The 22,714-nt window shown below is 45.6% G+C and carries 19 protein-coding genes; 12 read left to right on the top strand and 7 right to left on the bottom strand.

What is annotated here, in order from left to right:
• Positions 1-61: 61 nt before the first annotated feature.
• The 5 genes from M1J35_RS00710 to M1J35_RS00690 all read left to right on the top strand — a co-directional run bounded on the left by M1J35_RS00710 (position 62) and on the right by M1J35_RS00690 (position 7,117).
• A complete protein-coding gene (locus tag M1J35_RS00710; protein ID WP_061810397.1) occupies positions 62-580 on the top strand; it encodes an RNA polymerase sigma factor in 519 nt (172 codons plus the stop codon).
• Positions 567-1,985, top strand: coding sequence for a coiled-coil domain-containing protein (locus tag M1J35_RS00705; protein WP_254652472.1), 1,419 nt, complete (start codon positions 567-569; stop codon positions 1,983-1,985). Before M1J35_RS00710 ends, M1J35_RS00705 begins: the two co-directional genes overlap by 14 nt.
• Before the next feature lie 228 nt (positions 1,986-2,213).
• Complete coding sequence (locus M1J35_RS00700) at positions 2,214-3,593, top strand: Glu/Leu/Phe/Val family dehydrogenase (protein WP_254652471.1); 1,380 nt, start codon at positions 2,214-2,216, stop codon at positions 3,591-3,593.
• Positions 3,594-3,745: 152 nt separating this feature from the next.
• On the top strand, positions 3,746-4,318 hold the full coding sequence (locus tag M1J35_RS00695) for a TetR/AcrR family transcriptional regulator (RefSeq protein WP_159362924.1): 573 nt from the start codon (positions 3,746-3,748) through the stop codon (positions 4,316-4,318).
• A 72-nt stretch (positions 4,319-4,390) separates the two neighbouring features.
• Positions 4,391-7,117: a YhgE/Pip domain-containing protein gene (locus tag M1J35_RS00690; RefSeq protein ID WP_254652470.1), complete on the top strand. Its 2,727-nt coding sequence runs from the start codon at positions 4,391-4,393 to the stop codon at positions 7,115-7,117.
• Between the two features lie 39 nt (positions 7,118-7,156).
• On the opposite strand, the gene M1J35_RS00685 is transcribed toward M1J35_RS00690, so the two are convergent.
• A complete protein-coding gene (locus tag M1J35_RS00685; RefSeq protein ID WP_371928704.1) occupies positions 7,157-7,984 on the bottom strand; it encodes a glycosyltransferase family 2 protein in 828 nt (275 codons plus the stop codon).
• A gap of 137 nt (positions 7,985-8,121) precedes the next feature.
• Between M1J35_RS00685 and M1J35_RS00680 the strand changes: the two genes are divergently transcribed.
• On the top strand, positions 8,122-8,340 hold the full coding sequence (locus M1J35_RS00680) for a DUF1659 domain-containing protein (protein ID WP_224521839.1): 219 nt from the start codon (positions 8,122-8,124) through the stop codon (positions 8,338-8,340).
• Positions 8,341-8,380: 40 nt separating this feature from the next.
• The gene (locus M1J35_RS00675) at positions 8,381-8,599 is read left to right on the top strand and encodes a DUF2922 domain-containing protein (RefSeq protein ID WP_224521840.1); all 219 of its coding nucleotides are present in this window, start codon (positions 8,381-8,383) and stop codon (positions 8,597-8,599) included.
• Positions 8,600-8,685: 86 nt separating this feature from the next.
• On the opposite strand, the gene M1J35_RS00670 is transcribed toward M1J35_RS00675, so the two are convergent.
• The 4 genes from M1J35_RS00670 to M1J35_RS00655 are packed head-to-tail and all read right to left on the bottom strand — an operon-like array spanning position 8,686 to position 11,932.
• On the bottom strand, positions 8,686-8,991 hold the full coding sequence (locus M1J35_RS00670; RefSeq protein WP_254652469.1) for a PTS sugar transporter subunit IIB: 306 nt from the start codon (positions 8,989-8,991) through the stop codon (positions 8,686-8,688).
• A 12-nt stretch (positions 8,992-9,003) separates the two neighbouring features.
• Entirely contained in the window at positions 9,004-9,312 is a 309-nt protein-coding gene (locus M1J35_RS00665; RefSeq protein ID WP_254652468.1) for a PTS sugar transporter subunit IIA, read from the bottom strand.
• Positions 9,309-10,601, bottom strand: a complete 1,293-nt coding sequence (gene celB, locus M1J35_RS00660; RefSeq protein ID WP_254652467.1) for a PTS cellobiose transporter subunit IIC — start codon at positions 10,599-10,601, stop codon at positions 9,309-9,311. Before celB ends, M1J35_RS00665 begins: the two co-directional genes overlap by 4 nt.
• A gap of 23 nt (positions 10,602-10,624) precedes the next feature.
• On the bottom strand, positions 10,625-11,932 hold the full coding sequence (locus tag M1J35_RS00655) for a 6-phospho-beta-glucosidase (protein ID WP_254652466.1): 1,308 nt from the start codon (positions 11,930-11,932) through the stop codon (positions 10,625-10,627).
• Positions 11,933-12,154: 222 nt separating this feature from the next.
• On the opposite strand from M1J35_RS00655, the gene M1J35_RS00650 reads away from it, so the two are divergent.
• Positions 12,155-12,880 carry a GntR family transcriptional regulator gene (locus M1J35_RS00650; protein WP_159362917.1) on the top strand — a complete coding sequence of 242 codons (726 nt, stop codon included), beginning with the start codon at positions 12,155-12,157 and terminating at the stop codon, positions 12,878-12,880.
• A gap of 28 nt (positions 12,881-12,908) precedes the next feature.
• Positions 12,909-13,598 (top strand): chitin disaccharide deacetylase, encoded by a 690-nt coding sequence (gene chbG, locus M1J35_RS00645; RefSeq protein ID WP_254652465.1) that lies wholly within the window; start codon positions 12,909-12,911, stop codon positions 13,596-13,598.
• Between the two features lie 44 nt (positions 13,599-13,642).
• On the opposite strand, the gene M1J35_RS00640 is transcribed toward chbG, so the two are convergent.
• Together M1J35_RS00640 and M1J35_RS00635 are read right to left on the bottom strand one after the other, a co-directional pair.
• Entirely contained in the window at positions 13,643-16,975 is a 3,333-nt protein-coding gene (locus M1J35_RS00640; protein ID WP_254652464.1) for a GH36-type glycosyl hydrolase domain-containing protein, read from the bottom strand.
• 19 nt (positions 16,976-16,994) lie between these two features.
• On the bottom strand, positions 16,995-19,154 hold the full coding sequence (locus tag M1J35_RS00635) for a glycoside hydrolase family 3 N-terminal domain-containing protein (RefSeq protein WP_254652463.1): 2,160 nt from the start codon (positions 19,152-19,154) through the stop codon (positions 16,995-16,997).
• Positions 19,155-19,520: 366 nt separating this feature from the next.
• Between M1J35_RS00635 and M1J35_RS00630 the strand changes: the two genes are divergently transcribed.
• The 3 genes from M1J35_RS00630 (at position 19,521) to M1J35_RS00620 (ending at position 22,647) form a co-directional block, all read left to right on the top strand.
• Positions 19,521-20,756: a sugar ABC transporter substrate-binding protein gene (locus M1J35_RS00630; RefSeq protein WP_254652462.1), complete on the top strand. Its 1,236-nt coding sequence runs from the start codon at positions 19,521-19,523 to the stop codon at positions 20,754-20,756.
• Between the two features lie 125 nt (positions 20,757-20,881).
• Positions 20,882-21,784: a carbohydrate ABC transporter permease gene (locus M1J35_RS00625; protein ID WP_254652461.1), complete on the top strand. Its 903-nt coding sequence runs from the start codon at positions 20,882-20,884 to the stop codon at positions 21,782-21,784.
• 32 nt (positions 21,785-21,816) lie between these two features.
• Entirely contained in the window at positions 21,817-22,647 is an 831-nt protein-coding gene (locus M1J35_RS00620) for a carbohydrate ABC transporter permease (RefSeq protein ID WP_254652460.1), read from the top strand.
• Positions 22,648-22,714: the final 67 nt, after the last annotated feature.

Below are 22,714 nucleotides of genomic sequence, written 5' to 3'. Positions count from 1 at the left end.
ATGAAATATTTGAAGGGTGAGAATCGTCTAATGTATATAAAGGAAAAACGGGGGGAATGGGATGTCTGACAATAGGTTGGTTGCAGATTGGTTTCAACATTACAGTGATTCCATCTATACGTTTCTTGTCTATCGCATGGGTTCTGGAGATGTGGAAGATCTGGTTCAGGAAGTGTTCATTCGGGCACTTAACTCAATAGAAGCATTTGAAGGGAAAGCCAATCCGAAAACGTGGTTATACTCCATTGCAAGAAATCTTGCGCTGGATGAACTTAGAAAAAGGAACAGGTGTAAGTGGTCCTTTACTTCATTTTCACCCATTAGCCATGAAGGCGCCTCATTAGAAACCCCTGAATCTTTATATTTTCTAAACGAAGGTAGTCGGGAGCTTTTGTCATCTATCAATCAACTAAAATCCAATTATCGTGATGTTTTGATTCTAAAAGGAATAAATGGCTTTGACGTAAAGGAGACAGCTTCGATTCTCGGGTGGACGGAAAATAAAGTCCGGATCACGTTTCACCGGGCGTGTAAAAAATTGCAATCCATAACAGGAGGAGAAATAAATGAAGAAAATTAACGAAGAAAATATAAAAAAAGAGCTTCCACCCTTACAAATGAACGAATCAGCGAAAGAACGGATTCATACAACCCTTCTCAATCATCAGCCTACATCACCTTCTAAGAGGGGAATATGGAAAGGGGGTAAATGGGGTGGTCTCGTTGCAGCAGCACTTGGTATTTTCGTATTTTCATTACTTACCGTTTATATCATTTCAGAAACAGAGAAAGAGCGGGAACAAGAACAATATGTTCTGGCAGAGAAGGAAATCCAAGCGGTTTATGAAGAGATGGAAGGGAATCTGCAGAGTACTGAAGAAGGGCAATTGTTGAATCCGATAAAAGAGTCCAAAATGAAGTCGGCTCAATCATCATTGGAAAAGGTGGAAGCATCCTCTGACAAAGAAGAGTTGTCCTCCATGATGAGGGAAATAGATATCTATCATCAAGCCGTACCTCAGGTCAATGAGCTCCAAAACCAAATCAATGATGTGAACAAAGTTCTTTCTCAAAACGTGTTTGAAAAAGATCTAGGTGAGAAAATATCACGGTTGAAAAGTGATCTGACTGGAATTTCAAAGAAATTTAATCAAAGGGGAAATGCTTCCCTTATAGCATTCATATCTAAATATTCCGCCCAGATGAATTCCCTTGAGAAAGAGTTTAAGAACTATACGAGTCTCCAAAAGGATGTTCAAGACCTTAAAAAAATGGCAGTGGAACAATCGGTGGATGCCCAAGAATTTGAACAAAAGTCAGAGGATGTCATGAGCCAGGTTAACCGTCTGGAAAACAAAAAAATGGCTGCCGGGATGGAAAAAGAAATCAACACGGCAAAAGCTGAGTTTCAGCAGCTAGTGGCAAATGCAGAAGCAAAGGCAGAAGCTGAAGAGAATAAGCGTAAGGAAGAAGAGAAAGTGGCCCAAAAGCGCAGAGAAGAACAAGCTTCAAAACCGAAAGAAGTGAACTCAAGCGTTCCTGCGACAAAAGAAAAAGAAGAAAGCGTAGATGAGAGTAATCCGGAAGATGAGCTGTACCCGATGGAATTTACCATGACAGATCCTAACGGCCATACATTTAAACTAAGTCGTGATTTCAGTATCTATAAAATCGGAAAAGGATATGACGACATTGCGAGAAGATATGGAGCGCGGTTTTATTATACTCCAAACTCGGATGTATCGAATGTCATCATCGGAAGGAAAATCATCGCCACCGTTTCCCTCGTATCAGCTGCCAATGTGGAGTATAAAGACCTTTTTATCGACTTGATGTCCTTTCAGTCTAAGCAGTACACAAGGGAAGAGTTCGCTGCGTTGGTTGATACTGTCATCCAGAGCGGAGAACCTTATATTGTCGAGGAAGGGGACTCGGGGGAATTATTAAAAGTAGAAAATGGAACAATCGTTTATCATAGTTGGTAAGAGTAAGGTGAAAAGAGGCATCCTGTTTTTTTCGGGTATGTCTCTTTTTTGCTACTCAAGGAGATGATTCACATTCATAAGTCTCCAAGCGACACATAGCAATGTGTGGCTTTTATCATAGTGAAATTTCCATGCTGCATAAGAAATTAGTCGTTTTTAACCACTCTAAAGAGGGTAACCCTATACTAAATACCAATATTTTCTTAAAACCAATAGGAGGGACCGAATTTGATCAGCCAAACGAGAAATATCGTTCAAAAATCATTGGATGCGTTACTAGAGGACCAGTCATTTTTGCCGGAAGTGAAAGGTGAGAACAGAAAGAAAGCGTTTACGTCATTGACGTCGATCCTGTCGACGCCTAATCACGTACATAAATCGTATTTAAGGATTCCGCTGGATGATGAGAAAGTCGTCCGGATCCCGGCGTTCCGGGTTCAGCATAACAATGCCCTCGGACCTTATAAGGGAGGGATCCGTTTTCATGAGTCAGTGAATGAGGAAGAGGTTGTGAACCTGGCGTCGTTGATGACTTTGAAGAATGCCCTCCATGACGTACCGTTCGGAGGCGGGAAAGGCGGGATCATCCTGAATCCCCGCGAGTATTCCGAGAAGGAGCTTCATTTGATCGCGAGGAAATATGTGCAGTACTTCAGTGATATCCTCGGACCTGATAAGGATATCCCGGCTCCTGATATGGGATCCGGTGAACGGGAAATGGACTGGATGATGGCCGAATACAAGAGCATTCGTCCCGGAATGCCCTATAGAGGAAGCTTTACCGGGAAAAGCGTCGTGAATGGCGGGTCCCTTGGCCGCCGGGAAGCCACGGGGAAAGGCGTGTTCTTTACATTCCGTTATCTCGTCCATAATTTCGTGAAGGAACAGAAGAGCCTGCTGACGAAGACGGATAATGTGTTTGCGAAAACAGCCCTTAATTACGAGGACAGACCCCTGACGATTGCCGTCCAGGGATTCGGGAACGTCGGGTCGGTTGCTGCCCTTGAAGCCCATCAATCCACCCATCTGCAAAATAAAGTGGTAGCGGTGAGCGACAGAAATGTGACATTGTACAATGCAGATGGCCTTGATATTCCGGCTCTGGTCGAGTTCACGATGAAGAATAAGGGTGACCTGCCTACAGAGGATGGGCAGTTGAAGGAAATGGGCGTGAAGGCGGAAATTCAAGAGCGTGATGAGGTCCTTTATTTGGATGTGGACGTCCTGATGCTTGCTGCCCTTGAAGATCAGGTGCATAAGGATAATGTAGGGAAAGTGAAGGCTGGAATCATCGTCGAAGGGGCGAACGCGCCGATCACGACAGAAGCGGATTCGTACTTAAGTGATAAAGGGGTCATCATCATCCCCGATATCCTCGCCAATGCGGGCGGGGTGATCGTCTCCTACTTCGAATGGCTGCAGGGCAGAGAAACCCAGTTCTACACAGAGGAAGAAGTCTTCAACCTCCTTTACGACAAAATGAAATCTACCCTGGACACCGTCCTGCCACTCTTCTTCGGAGACCCATTCCCACTCCGCCAGAACTGCTACATCCACTCCGTCATGAAACTCTCGACGGTCCTATATCGACAGGGAAAACTGTATTAACATTTGAGGGACGGACCTCTATTCCTAGGAGCTGGTGCTAGGAATGGAGGTCCGTCACTCTCATCTTTGAATCTATTCCGGTAAGATGTTATAGTGGGTTTTAGAATGGGTTTGAACGAAACACTGATTTGGTCAGGGGGTTATGAAAAGGGATGTCTATTGATCGAAGAGAGTTGATTGTGGAAGCGGCGACGAAGTCTTTTTCGCTGTTCGGATATAAGGCGACAACGATGGATCAGGTAGCGAAGCTTGCGAATGTCGGGAAAGGGACGATTTACACGTTCTTTAAGAATAAGGATGAACTGTTCCAGGAAATCGTGTATAGCATGGTAAGGGAAATGAAATCGTCAGCAGATCTTGCCATCCAACCTGACAACAGCTTTTATGAAAATGTCCACGAGGCATTGATTACGCTTCTTGAGTACCGGACAGATCATCAGTTGATGCTGAAGCTGATCGAGGAAGAGAAACAGATCGGTACCCGTGCTGTAGAGGAAATGCTTCATCATATTGAAAATGAATTGATCGCCTATGTGAAGAGCAAGATTGATCGGGCTATGGAGAGTGGGCAGATCAAACCTTGTGATACGGAAATCATTTCATTTATTTTGTTGAAGGTATACATTTCCCTTGTGTCCGATTGGGAACGGAATCACCCGCCACTATCGTCTGAAAAAATTGCCGCAATCATGGAGGATTATTTACTGAAAGGATTATCCACGTAAATGGTCCTTTCTTTTTTAGAGTCCTTTTGACCAAATGGTGAAGATAGTCATATATTCGAAAGGGTTGGTAAAATGAAAGGATTGCATTCACTGAAGGGTGAATTTCGTAACATCTTTACGAATAAGACCCTGTTGATTGCCGTCTTAGCCGTATTGTTTATTCCTGTGTTATACAGCGGGACATTCTTATGGGCATTCTGGGATCCGTACGGACAGGTGGATCAGCTCCCTGTTGCCGTCGTCAATAATGATAAGGGTGCCGAGTTTAACGGTGAAGAACTGACAATAGGAAAAGATTTTGTAGAAGATTTGAAAGAAAACGACAAATTCGATTGGAGATTCGTAGATGAAGAGAAAGCAGATAAGGGCCTTGAGAACCGGGAGTATTATTTGAAAATCGAAATTCCGGAAGACTTCTCTGAAAAAGCGACGACCCTCGAGGATGTTCACCCAGAGAAATTGGAATTGGTCTATACGGCTAATCAAGGCTCAAACTATCTTTCTTCTAAAATAGGAGACTCTGCGATTGAGAAAATTAAAGAAGAGGTATCGGGTGAGGTTACTAAAACTTATGCCGAAAAGATGTTTGATCAAATTAAGGAGATCGGTGAAAGACTGACTGAAGCCAGTGATGGCGCTGGAGAGATGAATGATAAGCTTGGCGATGCCACATCGGGTTCCGATGACCTTCATGACGGGATCGATTCGGCCCATGAAGGCGCCAATAAACTGTCGGACGGACTGGGAGATGCCGAATCGGGAGCGAATAAACTCGATGACGGGGTCGGATCCGTTGCGTCGGGTGCGAATAAACTTGAAAATGGCGTCAACTCAGCCCAAAGCGGGGCAGGTGCACTGAAAGAAAATATCGGTAAAGCACAAAGCGGCGCCAAAGACCTGAACGGCGGGATCAACAGCGTGAATAGCGGAGCTCAAACGTTAAATGAAAAGCTTCAGGAACTCGCAGGGAAGTCGACTGCTTTTTCAACAGGTGTCGATTCAGCTTACGCCGGCTCTAAAAAAGTATCGGATGGCCTACAATCCTTTGATGCAGCCCTCTCGCAAATGACAGAAGGGAATCGAGAACTTCTGACCGGGGCGAAGGACTCACAAAAAGGAGCCGGGGATCTTGCAGGTGGCCTTCATCAGTCACTGGCTGGTTTAAATGAAATGAATAGTAATCTACCAGCTTTGGCAGAAGGGTCAAAAAAGGTGGCAGATGGGGCAGACTTATTATCTGGCAAAGCCACTGATTTCAAAAACGGTGCCAGCGAGACAAAAGCAGGATCAGATAAGGTCAGTCAAGGGCTTCAGGAAGCAACGGCCAATGTCGACGCCCTGATTGAACAGGAACAGGATCCTGCTCAGAAGCAAAGGCTGCAAGAACTAAAATCATCTCTTAGTCAATTGACGGGAGGCAGCCAAAAGGTAAGTGGAGGATTGCAGCAGCTGTCAGACAACGCAACGGTGCTGCAGTCTAAATCCGAAGATCTGTCATCGGGTGCTAAAGAGGTGTCTGATGGCCAATCAGGAATCTTGAACGGATTTAATCAAATTACAGACGGTCAGCAAAAGCTTGCAGATGGGGCAGAACGACTGGCTGATGGTCAAAATCAACTCGTTGCCGGTCTTTCCACATTTGGAGAGAAGCTGGCAGATGCACAAAAAGGGGTTCAGCAACTCGTAAACGGAAGCACCGTCTTAACAACCGGCCTCGGAAAACTCGACGATGGAACCGATGCCCTTCAAGAAGGATCCGCGAAACTCGCCAAAGGATCATCTGATCTGGCTGATGGAACGAGTCGCTTATCTACAGGCTCCGATCAGCTCGTCAACGGTCTCGGCGGCTTATATGACGGATCCGGGAAACTGTATAACGGACTTGGAGAGCTCTCAAAAGGATCCAATGACCTGTCGGAAGGACTGGGGATGTTCTCATCCAAATTCAAGGATCTCATGAGCGGACTGGGAGAACTGAGGAACGGATCCACGGACTTATCATCCGGTCTCGGCGAACTTTCAAACGGTTCAACCGATTTGACAGACGGCCTCAATAAACTGACGGATGGATCATCCGAGCTGAAAAACAAGCTTGCAGACGGTGCCGAGGATGCGAATGACGTCAACGCCAATGACGATATCTATGATATGTTCGCAAAACCAGTCACCTTGACAGACAAGCCGATCCACGATGTGCCGAACTATGGAACGGGCTTCACCCCGTACTTCCTGTCACTCAGTTTGTTTGTCGGAGCGCTCGTAATTTCGATCATCTTCCCGATGAGGGAACCGGCTGTCACACCGAGAAGCGGATTCGGATGGTTCATCGGAAAATTCGGTGTACTCATATTCGCCGGGGTGTTCCAGGCACTACTCGCAGATTCTATTCTTTTATGGGGACTCGGCCTTGAAGTGACCAGTATCCCGCTCTTTATCATGATGAGTATCCTTGCGAGTTGGACGTTCTTATCCATCGTCCAATTCCTGGTGACATCCCTTGATAATCCAGGGCGATTCATCGGGATTCTTATCCTGATTTTACAATTGACGAGCAGTGCAGGAACTTATCCAATCGAATTGGTACCTGAATTCCTGCAACATTTTTCAAACTTCTTACCGATGACGTATACGATCAATGCGTTCAGGGCCATCATCTCCACAGGGGATTATGCGTTCATGTGGCATAATGTGATGTTCACCCTCATCTTCTTATTCGTTGCCATGGGAGGGACCATCCTTTATCTCACATTCAGATTTCGCATCCTTCGCAGGAAGCACTATCGGGAAATAGAAGCATAAAATATTTGAGGGACGGACCTTTATTCCTAGGAGCTGGTGCTAGGAGTGAAGGTCCGTCCCTCTGTTATATCGGGAGCGGATTGGTTGGCCGTCCCATGTTCTATAAGAGGATGCTTTCCGCGCGAGTAGTTCCGGTTCTTGGAGCAGGGTCCAGAAGTTTTTGGTGGGGAGTGGGTTCAAGTTATGTTTGGCACAAAGTTTGTCCAGGTAGTGACGCATTTTAGCGGGGGCCGCAGATTTACTCGTGTGGCCGTACGCGTAAAGGACCGTTGCCATGGGCAACCTTCGTATATTGAATGTCTCGTACACCCGCAAAAAGAAGTCCCAATCCCAGTAGTTGTTCATCTCAGGATCTAAATGCCCAATGACTTGATGGATATCTCGTCGATAAATTGTTCCTGAGGGGATGTAGGTCGAGAATTTCTTCATGTCGTCTAACGTATAGTGATAGGCAAAAAGCTTTTGACTCATGGGAACTCTAACGCCATTTTCTACGCTGAAATCAAATATTTCAGCGTCACTATGCACGAAATCCACATTTTCTTCTCTCATTAATTTCATCGATTCTTCAATATGCTGGGGAAGCAGCATGTCGTCATCATCACATAAAAGAATATATGAGCCTCTTGCAGCCTGAATACCCAGGTTTCTGGCCGTTACGTGATGTGGTTTCGGGAATGGATTCAGTATAGTCATCTCTAATTCCGGATAGAGGTGCTTCACAAAATCCACATTCTCACCCCCATCGTTCACTATGATCACTTCCAGCGGCCGATGTGTCTGCCGAATGATACTTTCCAATAGCTCACACAAGAATAATGGTCTGTTGTAAGTGGGAATGACAACGCTTATAGGTTCAATCATCATACCGTTCTCCATTTCTACTGGACATATTTACCTAATCTATTCTAATGGGAACAGTTTCATGACAAAATAACTTTTTTATGCAGGGTGTCTTTCCTCCTCCCCATTCCCTATATAAAGGGTGAAAGGAGGTGAGGCACATGGCAACAGCGGATCTGAAGTCGACGAGAATTCGTCTCGCTTACAATGACGGACTTGATGAGAAAGGGAAACCTAAGTTTGCGTACAAATCCTACAGCTACATCAATGCCCTGGCATCAGCCGATGAGATGAACAGTGCGGCATTATCCATCGCAAGTCTTTCATCCAAAGCGCTTTTCAACATTGAGAAGCTCCAGAGTTTTGACATTAATGAGTAAGAGAAAGTGAGTGATATCACATGGGGAGGAGGTATAAACGATGGCAAAAGTATTGGAACTGGAATTTAAAACGGAAACGGGGAAATCAGCGAAGTTATCCATCAATGACCCGGTCGATCCGATCGATACAGTGGCAGTGAAAGCCGCGATGGACAACCTGATTGCGACCAATGTGTTCGCAAGTGCGACGGGTGCATTTGTGAGTGTGGAAGGTGCCCGGGTGGTGGAACGTAATGTGACGGATTATGATGTGATGTAGTGAGTGGAAGTGTCCTCTTTTATTGGGGGACACTTTTTTCGTGGAAAAAGAGCGACCCATGTTGGGTCGCTCTCACTATGAATGGGTTATTCCCCTAACAATCCCTCTGCCTGCTCCAACACCTTCGCCCCATTCATCATTCCATAATGCATCCCATCGATGACATCGACTTTAATCCCATAGGGCTCAGCTTTTTCAATGATTTTAGAAGATAGATAGCGTACTTGAGGGCCGATCAGGATCACGTCCAGTTTATCTAGATGATTGCTTAAGTCCGCTTCGGATGTGGCATTGATCGTGATCTTAAGTTCCTTTTCTTCAGCGGCTTTCCGCATTTTTTGTACGAGCATACTTGTCGACATTCCTGCTGAACAGACCAGCATGATATTCATATGAAGCACTCCTTACCTGTTCTGATGGATTTCAATGATTTCCTGGGCCAGCTCTTTGACGGTGATGGCGTTCATGAGATGATCCTGAGCGTGAATCAATAGAATCGTAGGATTCTCTCCTTCACCGCTAGCTTCTTTTTGTAGTAATTGAGTTTGATAGTGATGGGCCTTGTGAACTTCATTCGCAGCTTCGGCCATTTTATTCTCTGCTATGTCAAATTGTTTTTTCTTGGCAGACTGCATCGCTTCCATGGCGGAAGAGCGGGCGTTGCCGGCATGCAAGATGATATGAAATGAGATTTCTTCCAACGTTAACGTCATGCGATTTTATCACTCGTTTCATTGGTTTTCTTTAATTGAGCACGTTCAGATGCGAGAAGGAATGGGATGTACATAAGTGTAGCGATGGTCAGATTCACCAGTTGAAGTGCAATTCCCGTCCAGGATCCCCCTGTCACCAGGTATCCACTAATAATTGGCGGTGTCGTCCACGGAACGATCGCCACGGTTTTTGGTACGATCCCCAGGCTTAAAGCCAGATAAGACGTAACCGTCAGGACAACAGGAGCCAGTAAAAATGGAATGAACATAAGTGGGTTCAATACGATTGGTAACCCAAAGATGACCGGTTCGTTGATATTGAAGATCCCGGGTGCGGCAGAAAGTTTTCCGACAGTACGGTAATGTTTCGTTTTCACCACAAGGAAGATGGCGATGATCAGGGCGATGGTCGTTCCTGAACCACCCATGTACACATACGCGTCAAAGAATGGCTTGGTGACGATGTACGGAACGTCGAAGGCACTGGTGCCGGCTGCGAAAAGCTGCTGATTTTTTTCAATTAAAGGCAGGTAGATCGGTTCGATGATCGGACCTAAAATATTTGTGCCGTGTAAGCCGAAGAACCATAAGAAATGATTTAGGAATGCGACGACGATGGCTGATGGCAGTGAGTTCGAAACAGCTTGTAACGGCTCTTGGATCAACGTAAAAACGATTTCAAATAAACTTTTTTCTGCAAAAGAAGTTAAGAGAGCTTGAATGAGACCAATAAGAATCAGGATGATCGTGGCCGGAATCAGGGCTTTGAATGATTTCATGACCCCTTCAGGGACCCCGTCCGGCATACTGATCGTAAACTTCGAACGAATCAACACTTTGAATAATTCTGTGACAAGGATAGACGTGATGACGGCGACGAAGATTCCTTGGGCGCCGGTCCATGCATAGGATATTCCCCAATCCTCTGTGACCGGTGTGAGGATGATGAGTGACGCAATCGACACCAATGCCGCGGCCAGCCCGTCAATATCATAGGATTTCGCTAAGTGATAGCTGATGGAGGCGGCGACGAGCAGTCCGAGGATCGCGAAGGACCCATTCCACATATTCCCGCCGACGGATTTCCAGCTTTCCCCGAATACAGACACCATGAAGTTCTGAAAGGCGTCGATAGGCAGGTTATTCAATAACACGGCAAGGGATCCGACGATAATTAATGGCATGATCGAAACGAATCCATCCCGGATGGCGACCAGGTGCCTTTGTGACCCGATCCGGCCTGCAACAGGCATAAATTTACTTTCCATAAACCCCATTACTTTACTCATTTTTCTTTCCCCCATTTGCTAGATTAATTGAATTGCGGCAGAAACTCTTTGTGAGCTTCCAATAATTCATCGACCAGCTGTCTTGCTACCCCTTCGTTCTGTACTAATGGATTCATCACCATGGCCTGATAGACATGGGTGTACTCTCCGGATCTTGCAGCCCGGATGACGAGCTCTTCGAACGCTTTCATCTGCAGGATGATTCCTTTGATAGATGGAGGAAGCGGTCCGACCGTCAGCGGTTGAGGTCCGTCCCTCGTAATGACGGCGTTCACTTCGATCACGGCGTCGTTTGGAAGGTCCGGGATAGATCCGTTGTTCATCGTGTTAACGGTTTGGATGTCGCCGGTGTTGTTGTGGATGCTCTCCATCAGGCTGCAGGCAGCATCACTGTAATAGGCACCTCCCCGATTTTCCAGTTCTTTTGGCTTTTCGTTCAACTCTTCTTTCCTATATTGTATGAAAAGTTCTTTTTCAACTTTTCGAACAACCTCTGCCCGTGTACCATTTTCGCGATAGGCTTGAAGATCCTTCTCCAATACCTTTGCCCCTTGGAAGTAGTATTGGTGATAAGGATTGGGAAGCATCCCGAGGGCTTGCAGAAATTCCTTTGACCACCCGAGTGAGACGATGTTGGCGGGAGAATAATCTCCTTCTTGATGGATCAGTTTTTGTAAAACCTGACCGGTGACCTCCTTGCCACTCATCCAAACCCTTTTTCCAAACACAAAATGATTCATCCCGACGAATTCGATTTGTATGTCATTAGCCGGGCAATTCATCATTTCAGCCACGCTGTTTTTCATGTTGAAGGGGATATTGCATACCCCGATGACCTTTTTATGAGGGCTGTATTTCAGTAATGCTTCCGTGACGATGCCTGCTGGATTGGTAAAATTAATGAGCCATGCGTTGGGACAAACCTTCTGGATGTCATGACAAATTTCCATCAGGACCGGTATGGTACGGAGGACTTTGAAAATCCCGCCTGCTCCATTGGTTTCCTGACCGATGACTCCGTGGCTTAACGGAATCCGTTCATCCTTTTCCCTGGCAGAGAGGCCTCCCACCCTGATCTGTGTCGTCACAAAGTCAGCATCGATAAGGGCTCCCTGACGGTCAAGAGTCCACTCCAACTCAATGGATACACCTGACTTCCTGATCATTCGACGAGCAAATTGCCCAACGATTTCAAGCTTTTCTTTTCCGGCTTCAATATCCACCAGGGTGATCGCAGAGACTGGGAAATGACGATGTCTCTTGATGAATCCTTCGATGATTTCGGGGGTATAGCTTGAACCGCCTCCGATTATGACAACCTTTAGTGACATTCTGTCGAGCTCCTTTCATCATGAAAGCGATTTCTATTTTTTATAATGTATCATACAAATTTATACTCGTCTATATATTGTAGTAACAAATTTAAAGATTATGACTATTATCTATTTATTTGTAATAACAAATTGGTTATTATGATAAAATGAATAGGAATAGAGAAATGAACGTGAATGTGTTATAACAAATGTAGGAAGAAAGTGGAAGGGAGAAACAGAATGAAAGAGACACAAGAACCGAAAGCCCTGCATTCACATGTGAAGGAAGAAATCATTGAAATGATTAAAAATAAAGAATACGAGCCGAATACAAAATTGCCGACAGAGGCAGAATTTTGTGACAAGTTCAATGTCAGCCGGACGACAATCCGGACGGCTCTCCAGCAGCTGACCCTTGAAGGCTACGTGTATCGGGAACAGGGAAGGGGAACCTTTGTCGCTGAACAAAAAGTCAGTCAAATCCTTTCCTCCACGATCGACAACTATACAGAACAATTGCGATTACAGGGGAAAAGGCCGAAGATCAAAGTGATCAGCCTGAATGTGATTCCAGCCGAATCCACAGTGGAAAAGGCACTGGAGCTGAAAAATGGAGACCCGGTCAATCGATTGGAAAGGATCCGTTATTCCGACGGTCTTCCCCTGCAATATGAGGTGGCGTACCTTCCTTGGTACAAGACACCGGGACTTGATAAAGAAGAGTGTGAGAAATCCCTTTATAAATTACTGGAAACACAGTTTGAGTTGACCATTAAAAAAACCGTCGAAACGATCGAGTTGTTTTTAGCGGATGAACGAGTGGCCGAGAAGCTTGAGGTACCAGAGGGGACACCATGCTTTATGATCGAAACCACTGCTTATGTTGAAGACGGCTCCGTCATTGAATTTTCCAAAGCCGTATTTAGAGGAGATAAAGCGAGTTTTCTTGTCGAAAGAACCTATTAGAGAAAAAGAGAAAAGGGGATGGGGGATTGTGAGAAACGTCATCATCAATGCCGATGATTTTGGGTTATGTCGAGGGGTGAATTACGGGATAATGGATAGTCACCGTTTTGGAATCGTCAACTCTGCGACGATGCTTGTGAACATGCCAGGAACGGAGCATGCCGTGGAATTAGCCCGGCTTTATCCGGAGTTACAGGTGGGCATTCATTTGACGCTGACCTGTGGGAGACCGGCATCCGGTGGTGTTTCTTCGCTGATAGATGAAAGTGGATTTTTTCGGTATACGAGCAGGATTTTCGAAGAAAAAGAAATCGATGTGGATCAGGTTGAACTGGAATGGGAGACCCAGATCGATCGATTTTTATCATTCGGCCTGCCCCTTTCCCATATGGATAGTCATCATCATGTCCATAGCTTTCCTCCTTTGATCCCCGTAGTGAAGAGATTGTCAGAGAGGTATGGAGTGCCGGTAAGGAATGCATTTGGAAATGATATTGAAGGAATGAATCGGTTGACCGATCGGTTTTCCATGGATTTTTATGGCGAAGGGGTGTCTGTGGAAGGATTGAAGCGGATTTTAGGCAGCCGGAGTGAGGGGGAGACGCTTGAGATTATGTGTCATCCGGCATATGTTGATTCATTTTTGAAAGAGAATTCCTCTTATTGTGAGCAGCGGTTGAGGGAGTTGGATGTGTTGACGAGTGACGATTTGTTATAACAAATAAGAAGAGCGAGGGGAGAATCCCCTCGCTCTATTAGTGACTAGATGAATAGCTCAATGATATTGGATTCCTTATGAAGCCATTTTTTAAGCTCCTGCTTTTCCAATTTAACCCCGCCTTGACGATAACGGTTGGTCACTGGTTCAAAAGGAACTTCCTCTCCGTTTACCACAATCCGTTTTGTATCAGATTTCCCAAGGTGATAAACAAACGTAACAGGGTTGTTCATAATCTCGAAGTCCATTCTCAATCCAACTAGATGGTCTGGCAGCACGGGATCGATGATCAAATCTTCCCCTTCCTGACGAACACCCAAACAATTTGAAATCAGCTGGTTCATATAGATTCCCGGTCCGCTGGAGTAGATTCTCCATCCGCCTTTCACGGGTACGCTTCCGTCACGGAGTTCGTTGAAACGTTCCTGTGCTTCATAACGGGTATCGAATTTACCGTCCGAGCTGCTGAAGTATGCATTGCTTTGTCTTCTTTCCGCGTTCGGGACGATGTCTTTCAGACCGATCGGGTTGATGATTTGTAATCCTTGCCACACTTCATCGGTTTTCCCGAGCTTCGCCATGGCTTCTACATACCTGATATGAGCGTGGACGTATTGAAGTCCGATTTCACGGCCGAAATTGGAAGCCTGTTCGGCACGTTTAAAGTGTGTACTTACTCCACCTTCATACTTGGCGGGACGATTCATCAAGCGCACGCCGTCGGGACAGTACAGATGCTCTTTGACCAACTGATAATGAGAGTCTGCCTGCTCAGGTGTGAATAATTCTGAAATGATGCTCCGGTTCATGGGCAGCAGGCGGTAATGAATACCGGTCTTTGTATCTGTTGGGTGGACCATGAACTCTGGGCTACCCGGCTCTTCCATATAAACAAACCCAGGGATGACCTCATCCTTTAGAATGTAGGTGTTGAAATCCTTCTGTATCCCACGTGCCAATGCACCGATTTCCTGTGCTTCCTCCTCGAATGTACCTTCAAGGACCGTTTCCAATTTCACAAGTACCTGATACGTAAGGGCCACGGTCCAGCTGCTTGCCATGTATTTCTTCAATTGAGCGTTGGCAGGCTGCAAGGTATCGTCCCAATCTCCATCACCATAGGAAGATAAGAAGGTGTCGTGGAGGAAATTCTCCTTGATGTAGGAGATTTCTTTTTGAATATGGTGAAGCAGTGTTTCTTTTTCCTCAGTAAAACCAAATCCGTTCCGTTCTGTATATGGGATTCTTTCGTTCAGAATGCTGTAATCGTTCGTAGCTGCAATGTAGTCGCCGACGACTTTCAGCGGCCAGACGATGATATCCCCGTGGCTGTCGTCCTGCTGGAATTTGTAGTACCGGTCAAACATGAACCACTGCGGCCAGTTTCCGTCATCTTCATACTGATGGGAGTAGACGGTTTGAATGATTTCTTTGACCGATTGATAATTTTGAGTCGCCATGAAGTATTCCGTCGGCCCCTGGCATACGTCGCGGGTTCCCCAAGCTGCTCCGCCGTATTGTTCCAGTCCGTGGGGGACGGAATAATGCACGAGCATATTATGGGTGTACCACCATGCGAGTGCATTCACTTTTTCCAATTCCGCGGGTACTTGCTCCCCTAATGAGAGTTTGAATCCGTTCATGACCTGATGATAATAGGCGCGATACGTTTCGATTTCGCCTTGCATATCCCGTTTTGTAAACGATCGTTCTTCCCCGTGGATCAACCCTTGGATCGTCATCTTCCACACGGCTGTTTCACTTACATCCATCACGATCAGTGATGCGGAATTTTGTTCGACATTCTGTGCGATTCTTTCTTCATTTCCGACCTCGATGGAGGCACCATCGACTTTCATTCGATAGCTTAATCCCGGGAAAGTCCCGCTGCTCTCAGATTGACGGTCTGCCGTTATTTTCAACCCATTTTCCTCTTCTTCCACATGAAACCCGACTTCATATTCGTGGTTGTTCATCGTTACCTGGTTCGTGACAAGGTAGCGGTAGTGACGGTTGTTTTTTGATTCCACATGAAGCGTGATTTCCGGTGAATCGACGACGGTGTAGTTAGTGACGATGATCGTATCATCAGCCGTTTTATAGTACCAGCGGGCATAGTTGAATCCAAGTTCAAACATGGACGGCATGGCAAGTAATCGATACGATCCGCCCGACTCGATGTAAATTCGCTGACCGGACGTTTTCATCACGTTCAGATGATTTCGTTGATTCGTCATCATCTTGTTGAAGGACGTGTTGCCGACAACGAGCTGTGAATTGAATAATCCATACATGAATGAAGTGGTGGTGATGGTATCTTCTTTCAGTTGATGGTTCTGGCCTGACATCAGAATATGCCCATGGGGTCTTTCCGTCATCAATTCTTTTTCTTTCAATACGACATGTTCATGGGTTTCTGTGAAGAAGGAGAGGAGTGAATCTCCTTCGCGCTCTTCATTATGTCTGGCAGGGAAATAGGCTCCGACTTCTTCCTCGGTCATGGATAGAGAAGGAAGTGGATCACCGAATTCCGGGTTCAAACGTACTTGCTCTTTTAATGGAGCGAATTCAGAATGAACCTGTTCCGCTTCTTGCCAAGCGGCTTCTATTTCTTCCTGAAACTCCAGTGAAGAAATGGCGGTTTCATGATTTTCTTTGAAGGCGCCGTAGAAAACAATGTGCGTCGACCCGTTCAGTGGTATTTTTTCTGATTGTAGCGCTGAATAAGCAAACTCATATTGATAGACTTCATTTGCAAGGGTTGCACTTTTTAACGCTTCAGGTTCGTTCGTCTCTTTATATGTCAGTCCATAAAATTGAAATCCGTCAGTGGAGTAGCCGATTGTCCTTCCTAGGGATCCCTGTTGAACATATGGGAATCCGTTTGATTGGGGCTGGTTTTGCCGGGAGCAAAGGACGTAGCCTTTCTTTTCATCCTGGAACACTTTATGGTCGATGTACTGTGACATATAGGCTTCGTTGGAACGAACGGCCCCAATGTCTGCAAGACCGAGGTCCTGTCCGTAAATGACGTCCACGTCAGAATCCGTCCCATCCAGCCTCACATCCCAGAACCATATGCCTTTACCTGTTAAGGTGAATGTGACTTCATAGGAAATCGTTTCATATGATCCCGTCCATTTGACCTGTGATTCAGCGAACTGAACGTTGCTTGATGACTTCACCCCGATCAGAGGGATGGAGTGGATTCCTGCAGCCTCATGAATACGCAGATAGAGATTATTGAGTGAGCCGTCGATCGGGTTTGTCATTAACTGATTGATCATATTTTGTTTATGTGTGACGGTGAAAAGGTCACCGGTTTTTAAAAATTCAAATTGAAGATCCCCTGATGTTACTTGAACATGTGAATGCATCGTTTTCGCCTCGATTCTTCTATTTTGTCAGTGTGAATGTTTTCTCCGTGACGTCTTTGCTGTTTCTTCCGATAAAAGCGGTAAACTTACCTGGGTCGCTCGTATATTGAAGGTCAGAATGATGATATCTTAATTGCTCTTCCGAAATCGTAAACGTGACGATTGTCGTTTCTCCCGGCTTCAGGCTGATTTTTTTGAAAGCTTTCAATTCCTTTACTGGGCGAATCACTTCTCCGCTGTGATCGCGGATATAGAGCTGTACGACTTCTTCCCCTGCAACGGACCCATCATTTGTGACCTGAATGGAAACATCCACGGACTGTGTATCACTCATCGTTTCACGGGATAACGTCATGCCGGAATAGGTGAAAGTGGTGTAGCTTAAGCCGAACCCGAATGGCAGCATCGGGTCGTTCGGGATGTCGAGGTATTGCGAGACATACCGTTCCTGTGCATCGGGTGCCCCTTGAGGTCTGCCTGTATTGAAATGGTTATAATAAACAGGCACCTGTCCCACATGATAAGGGAAGGACATGGTTAAACGTCCTGAAGGATTCACGTCTCCATATAACAAATCGGCTATGGCATTTCCTCCTTCCGTACCTGGATACCAGGCTTCCAACACTGCGTCGGTTTCATCCAAAACGCCGTGTAAGTCAAGGGGGCGTCCGTTAAACAGGACAGCGACCATCGGCTTATCCAATGATTTCAGAAGCCCGATAAGTTGTAACTGAGCAGAAGGGAGCTGGATGTTCGCTCTGCATCCGGCTTCACCGCTCATTTCCGAATCTTCTCCTAATGCCAATACGATCACATCCGCGTCACTGGCGGCTTTCATCGCTTCTTCCACTTGCAGGTCAGTGATGCTTTCGATGTCACAGCCTTTGGAGACCGTCAAGGAGCTCGTTTTCGAAAGGAATCCTTCCTTCACAGTGACGGCTTCATCTCTGGATCCAAGCCACGACCATGGTCCCAATATGTCCCCGCTCTCTGCAAACGGGCCGATGAGGGCCACTTTTTGTTCCTTATGAAGAGGGAGGATTTGTTCATTTTTCAATAGGACGGAGGATTTGGCCGCGAGCTCCCGAGCGGCGTTTCGATGTTCTGCGCTCATGACGACTTCCGCTTCACGCTCCACGTTTGCTCCGCGATACGGATTTTCAAACAGTCCCAGTTTTTGTTTCAGTTGTAAGATTCGGAGAACGGCTTCATCAATAAGTGATTCTTCCACCATTTTTTCCTCTACAAGCTCTTTTAAGTGGCTCACATAAGCGGTGGTCATCATTTCAATATCCAGACCGGCCGTAATCGCCTTTAATGCTGCTTCCTTTTCGTTCTCTGCGACACCGTGGGGGATCATTTCCTTCACGGCTCCCCAATCGGAAATAAGCACGCCGTCAAATCCCATCTCTTTCCGGAGAAGATCCCGCATCAACCGTTTGTTTCCGGTTGCCGGGATACCGAAGACGGTGTTAAAGGCGGTCATCACCATTTCACTGCCTTCTTCAAGGGCAGCCTGGTAGGCAGGCAGATAATTCTCACGAAGCTCTCTTTCAGACATATCGACAGTATTATAATCACGTCCGCCTTCAGGTGCGCCGTAAGCAGCAAAGTGCTTCACACACGCCGCCACCCGTTCGACTTCCGTCGTCAATTCCTCCCCTTGGAAACCACGGACGAAGGCACGTGCGAATTGACTATTGAGGAATGGATCTTCCCCCGTCGATTCCATCACTCTTCCCCATCGAGGGTCCCGGACAAGATCGACCATCGGAGCAAACGTGACATGAACACCTGAAACGGAAGCTTCCTTTGCTGCAATCTCCGCGCTCTTTTCGGTTAACTTCAGATCCCAGGAACACCCGATGGCGAGTGGGACAGGAAAAATCGTCTTAAATCCATGGACGATATCGGACATGAATAATAACGGGATTCCCAGCCGGTTTTCTTCCATGTGCGTGCGCTGGATATTGATGATTTCTTTCGCTCCCGATGCTCCGAGGACGGAACCGCTGTTTTGAACAACTTCCCCGGTCACTCCCATTTCAGCCATAGGTCCGGTGATTTGGCCCTGTTCTTTCGCTCCTTTGAAAAAAGGTGTGGCCAACTGCATAAGCTGGGCGATTTTTTCATCCAATGTCATTTGCTTCAATAGTGAAAGCAGCTTGTTTTCCCTCATTGATAGACCCTCCGTATGACGATTCATTCGTTTATTTTTTTACCTTTAGTGAAACGTTTCGATTAACAATTGAGTTGAATTATAAGCGGGTTTCAGTGGATAGTCAACCCGTCGATATTTATCCATAAACTATCTTTTAATGCTACACATCAGTATTTAACTTTAGTTATAAGGGTCTTTATATAGCTGGAATTTGGTTGAAACAAGTAATTTCTAAAAAAGTGTTGAAAGCGTATTCACGTTTGATTATAATATAGTCATCGAAACGTTTCAATAACTTGGATGATTTTTCATAACAGAAGAATTCATTCAATGCGCTTTACCATTTTTAAAGGTGTCAAAACAAATGGAAATGGAGATGGGGAAATGAAAAAGAAGATGTGGTCCTTACTACTAATCGGTATTCTGGCTTTATCCACGATTCTTACAGCCTGCGGAGGCAATGGTGAGTCGAAGGATGGTAAGAAAGAAATCACCGTGTGGGCGATGGGTGAAGAAGGTAAGAAGCTGAAGGAAATGGCTTCGAAGTTTGAAGAGGAAAACAAAGATATTTCTGTCAAGATCCAAGCGATCCCTTGGGGGAATGCTCATGATAAGCTGCTTACGGCAGTCGCTTCAGGAAATGGCCCGGACGTCCTTCAATTAGGGACAACTTGGGTACCGGAATTCGCAGATGCAGGTGCACTGCTTGACCTGACTCCATACTTGGATGACTATCCTGAATTCAAACCTGAAAATTACTTCGAAGGGTCCGTTACTTCTATGAAGTATGACGACAAAGTCATCGGTGTTCCTTGGTATATCGATACACGCGTACTGTACTACCGCACAGATCTATTGAAAGAAGTCGGATACGACAAAGCTCCTGCTACTTGGGATGAACTGAAGGATGCGGCCGGTAAGCTGAACGACCGGGGCGACGATGTGTATGGATTGGATATCGACCGCAATGACCAGATTACACCATTCATCTTTGCATGGCAGAATGGGTACGAATTTGAAGGCAAAGATAAGATGAACTTTGATTCTCCTGAATTCAAGGAAGCAATGGAGTATTACACAGACTTCTTTAAAGAAGGCATCAGTCCTACAACAGAAGGAATCGATATCGTACAGGCATTCAAAGAGGGCGCGAAGCCAATGTTCTTCAGTGGCCCTTGGATGATCAACATCATCAACGACCAGGCACCTGACTTGAAGGACAAATGGGCTGTAGCCGTTATGCCTAAGAAAGAAACGAACACATCAAGCATGGGTGGATCCAATCTATCTGTTTTCCATAATTCTGAGAATGTGGATGAATCACTGAAATTCATCTCTTATATGAATAAAGTGGATACGCAAATGGAATGGTTGGATGTATCTAATACCCTTCCTTCACGCGTCGATGCATGGGAAGAGCCTAAGTTAAAAGAAGATCCAATGCTGTCTGTCTTCGGTAAACAACTGGAAGATACTAAAGCATCTCCGCAAATCAAGGAATTCGAAGTGATTGCACAGGAGTTCCTATCTACCATTGAAAAAGTCACGGTCGGTGGAGCAGATGTGGACAAAGAGCTTGAGAAATTCAACAAAAAAGCCAATGAGATCGTAGAAAAATAAGCAAGACTAATACAAAACGGATGCTTGTATAAGAATAAAATGGAGTTACAGGTCAAACGGCCTTTAGCTCCATTTTTAGAATGATTTCTTATCATGTTGCGTCAGGTTTAGATAGGTGGGATATCATGAGCAATGGATGGAAAAGCAGCATGAGCAAAAATAAACATCCTTATGTGTTTATTGCTCCTGCAGTGATCATTTTAACTGTTTTCAGTATTGTTCCTATTATAGTAGCTTTTTTGATCAGTTTCACAGACCTTGATTTAAAAGGGCTTGCCGACTGGTCGAATGTCAGCTTCATCGGCATGGACAACTACTCTGCGTTACTTTCGGATGAATTGTTCCATAAGTCGATTTTCAACACATTGTTTTATGTGGTCATTGGCGTTCCTCTTGTCATTGTTTTCTCATTAGGGATCGCCCTGCTGCTGAATTATGGGACAAGCAAGCTGTTTACCGTATTCCGCGGGGTATACTACATGCCTTCGATCACGAACATCATTGCCGTTGCCGTGATTTGGGGATTCTTATACAATACCGAATACGGATTGTTTAACTACTTACTGTCTTTACTGGATGTCGAGAAGATTCCTTGGTTAGGAGAGCCAACGATCGCCAAGCTATCGTTGATTGTGTTAGCCGTATGGAAAGGGATCGGGATTAATATGATCATTTTCCTTGCAGCTCTGCAGGGAATTCCAAAGTCTTATTACGAAGCAGCGGAAATGGATGGAGCGAACAGATGGCAGGTATTGAAGAATGTGACGATCCCGTTACTGCGCTACGCCACTTTCTTCGTCACGGTCACAACGCTGATCGGATGGCTGCAATTCTTCGAGGAGCCATTCGTCATGACGAATGGTGGACCACTTGATGGAACGATTTCAATGGCCTTATTCATCTATCAACGAGGATTCCAGTTCAGTGAATTTGGATATGCTGCCGCAGGCTCATTCATCCTGTTTGTCATCATCATTATCATCACGCTTCTTCAATTTAAGTTAAGAAAATCTGATACAGAATATTAAGAACGAAACTATACAGTATCGGGGCTGAATATATGAAAACCAAAACGACGAAAAGTAAAGCAGAAAAGCTGGTTATCATCCTCTTGCTGGCACTCGGCGGAATCATTGTTTCCGTCCCATTCATTTGGATGATCTCAAGCTCGTTCAAGCCTGAAAGTGAAGTGCTTCAAATACCGCCAAGCTTGATACCGGAAAATCCGACGCTTGAAAACTACGTGAATTTATTTGAAAGCATGAATTTCGGAGTTTATTTACGGAACACGCTCATCATTGTGCTATTTTCCTTTGTCGGTCTATTTTTCAATGCCATGGCCGGCTATGGATTTGCGAAATATCAATTTAAAGGCAGGGAGAAAATCTTTTATATCGTGCTTGCCACGATGATGATTCCTGCACAGGTTACGATGATCCCTGTCTATTTGATCCTGAATGAAATGGGACTGACGAATACGATGACGGGGATTGTACTGCCGGGACTGGCCGCTGCCTTCAGTATCTTCCTATTCAGGCAGTTCATGACGACGATCCCGACTGACCTAATCGAAGCAGCAAGACTTGACGGAGCAGGCGAATTCTATATTTTCTTCCGATTGATCGTGCCCATTGCGAAGCCGATCTTCGCCGTGCAGGGGATCCTTACGTTTATCGGTGCGTGGAACAGCTTCCTATGGCCGTTGATCATCGCCAATGATGAAAGCCTCTACACCTTATCGGTCGGGCTTTCACTACTGCAGGGTCAATATGCCAACAACTTCGGCCTGCAGATGGCCGGCGCCGCCTTCATGGTTGTGCCGATCATCATTATCTTCTCCTTCTTCCAGAAATACATCGTGGAAGGATTTACGATGTCAGGCATCAAATGATTGACGTGTACCAGGTACAAAGCGGAATGATTGTACCTGGTACATTTCTTTAGTTATACGTTAAAAA

The sequence above is a fragment of the Rossellomorea sp. KS-H15a genome, from assembly GCF_024195245.1.
In the GTDB taxonomy this organism is placed as follows: domain Bacteria; phylum Bacillota; class Bacilli; order Bacillales; family Bacillaceae_B; genus Rossellomorea; species Rossellomorea vietnamensis.
The sequence above is the reverse complement of the archived record's forward strand: the minus strand, read 5'-3'. Positions and strand labels throughout refer to the sequence as shown.

Coding starts and splice junctions, on each gene's coding strand:
- M1J35_RS00635 (WP_254652463.1), bottom strand. CDS start 19,154: ATGAGGGAAAACAAGCTGCTTTCACTATTGAAGCAAATGACATTGGAT.
- M1J35_RS00695 (WP_159362924.1), top strand. CDS start 3,746: ATGTCTATTGATCGAAGAGAGTTGATTGTGGAAGCGGCGACGAAGTCT.
- M1J35_RS00655 (WP_254652466.1), bottom strand. CDS start 11,932: ATGTCACTAAAGGTTGTCATAATCGGAGGCGGTTCAAGCTATACCCCC.
- M1J35_RS00650 (WP_159362917.1), top strand. CDS start 12,155: ATGAAAGAGACACAAGAACCGAAAGCCCTGCATTCACATGTGAAGGAA.
- M1J35_RS00705 (WP_254652472.1), top strand. CDS start 567: ATGAAGAAAATTAACGAAGAAAATATAAAAAAAGAGCTTCCACCCTTA.
- M1J35_RS00630 (WP_254652462.1), top strand. CDS start 19,521: ATGAAAAAGAAGATGTGGTCCTTACTACTAATCGGTATTCTGGCTTTA.
- M1J35_RS00665 (WP_254652468.1), bottom strand. CDS start 9,312: ATGACGTTAACGTTGGAAGAAATCTCATTTCATATCATCTTGCATGCC.
- M1J35_RS00710 (WP_061810397.1), top strand. CDS start 62: ATGTCTGACAATAGGTTGGTTGCAGATTGGTTTCAACATTACAGTGAT.
- M1J35_RS00690 (WP_254652470.1), top strand. CDS start 4,391: ATGAAAGGATTGCATTCACTGAAGGGTGAATTTCGTAACATCTTTACG.
- M1J35_RS00625 (WP_254652461.1), top strand. CDS start 20,882: ATGAGCAATGGATGGAAAAGCAGCATGAGCAAAAATAAACATCCTTAT.
- M1J35_RS00685 (WP_371928704.1), bottom strand. CDS start 7,984: ATGATGATTGAACCTATAAGCGTTGTCATTCCCACTTACAACAGACCA.
- M1J35_RS00675 (WP_224521840.1), top strand. CDS start 8,381: ATGGCAAAAGTATTGGAACTGGAATTTAAAACGGAAACGGGGAAATCA.
- M1J35_RS00640 (WP_254652464.1), bottom strand. CDS start 16,975: ATGCATTCACATGTTCAAGTAACATCAGGGGATCTTCAATTTGAATTT.
- celB (WP_254652467.1), bottom strand. CDS start 10,601: ATGAGTAAAGTAATGGGGTTTATGGAAAGTAAATTTATGCCTGTTGCA.
- M1J35_RS00680 (WP_224521839.1), top strand. CDS start 8,122: ATGGCAACAGCGGATCTGAAGTCGACGAGAATTCGTCTCGCTTACAAT.
- M1J35_RS00670 (WP_254652469.1), bottom strand. CDS start 8,991: ATGAATATCATGCTGGTCTGTTCAGCAGGAATGTCGACAAGTATGCTC.
- M1J35_RS00620 (WP_254652460.1), top strand. CDS start 21,817: ATGAAAACCAAAACGACGAAAAGTAAAGCAGAAAAGCTGGTTATCATC.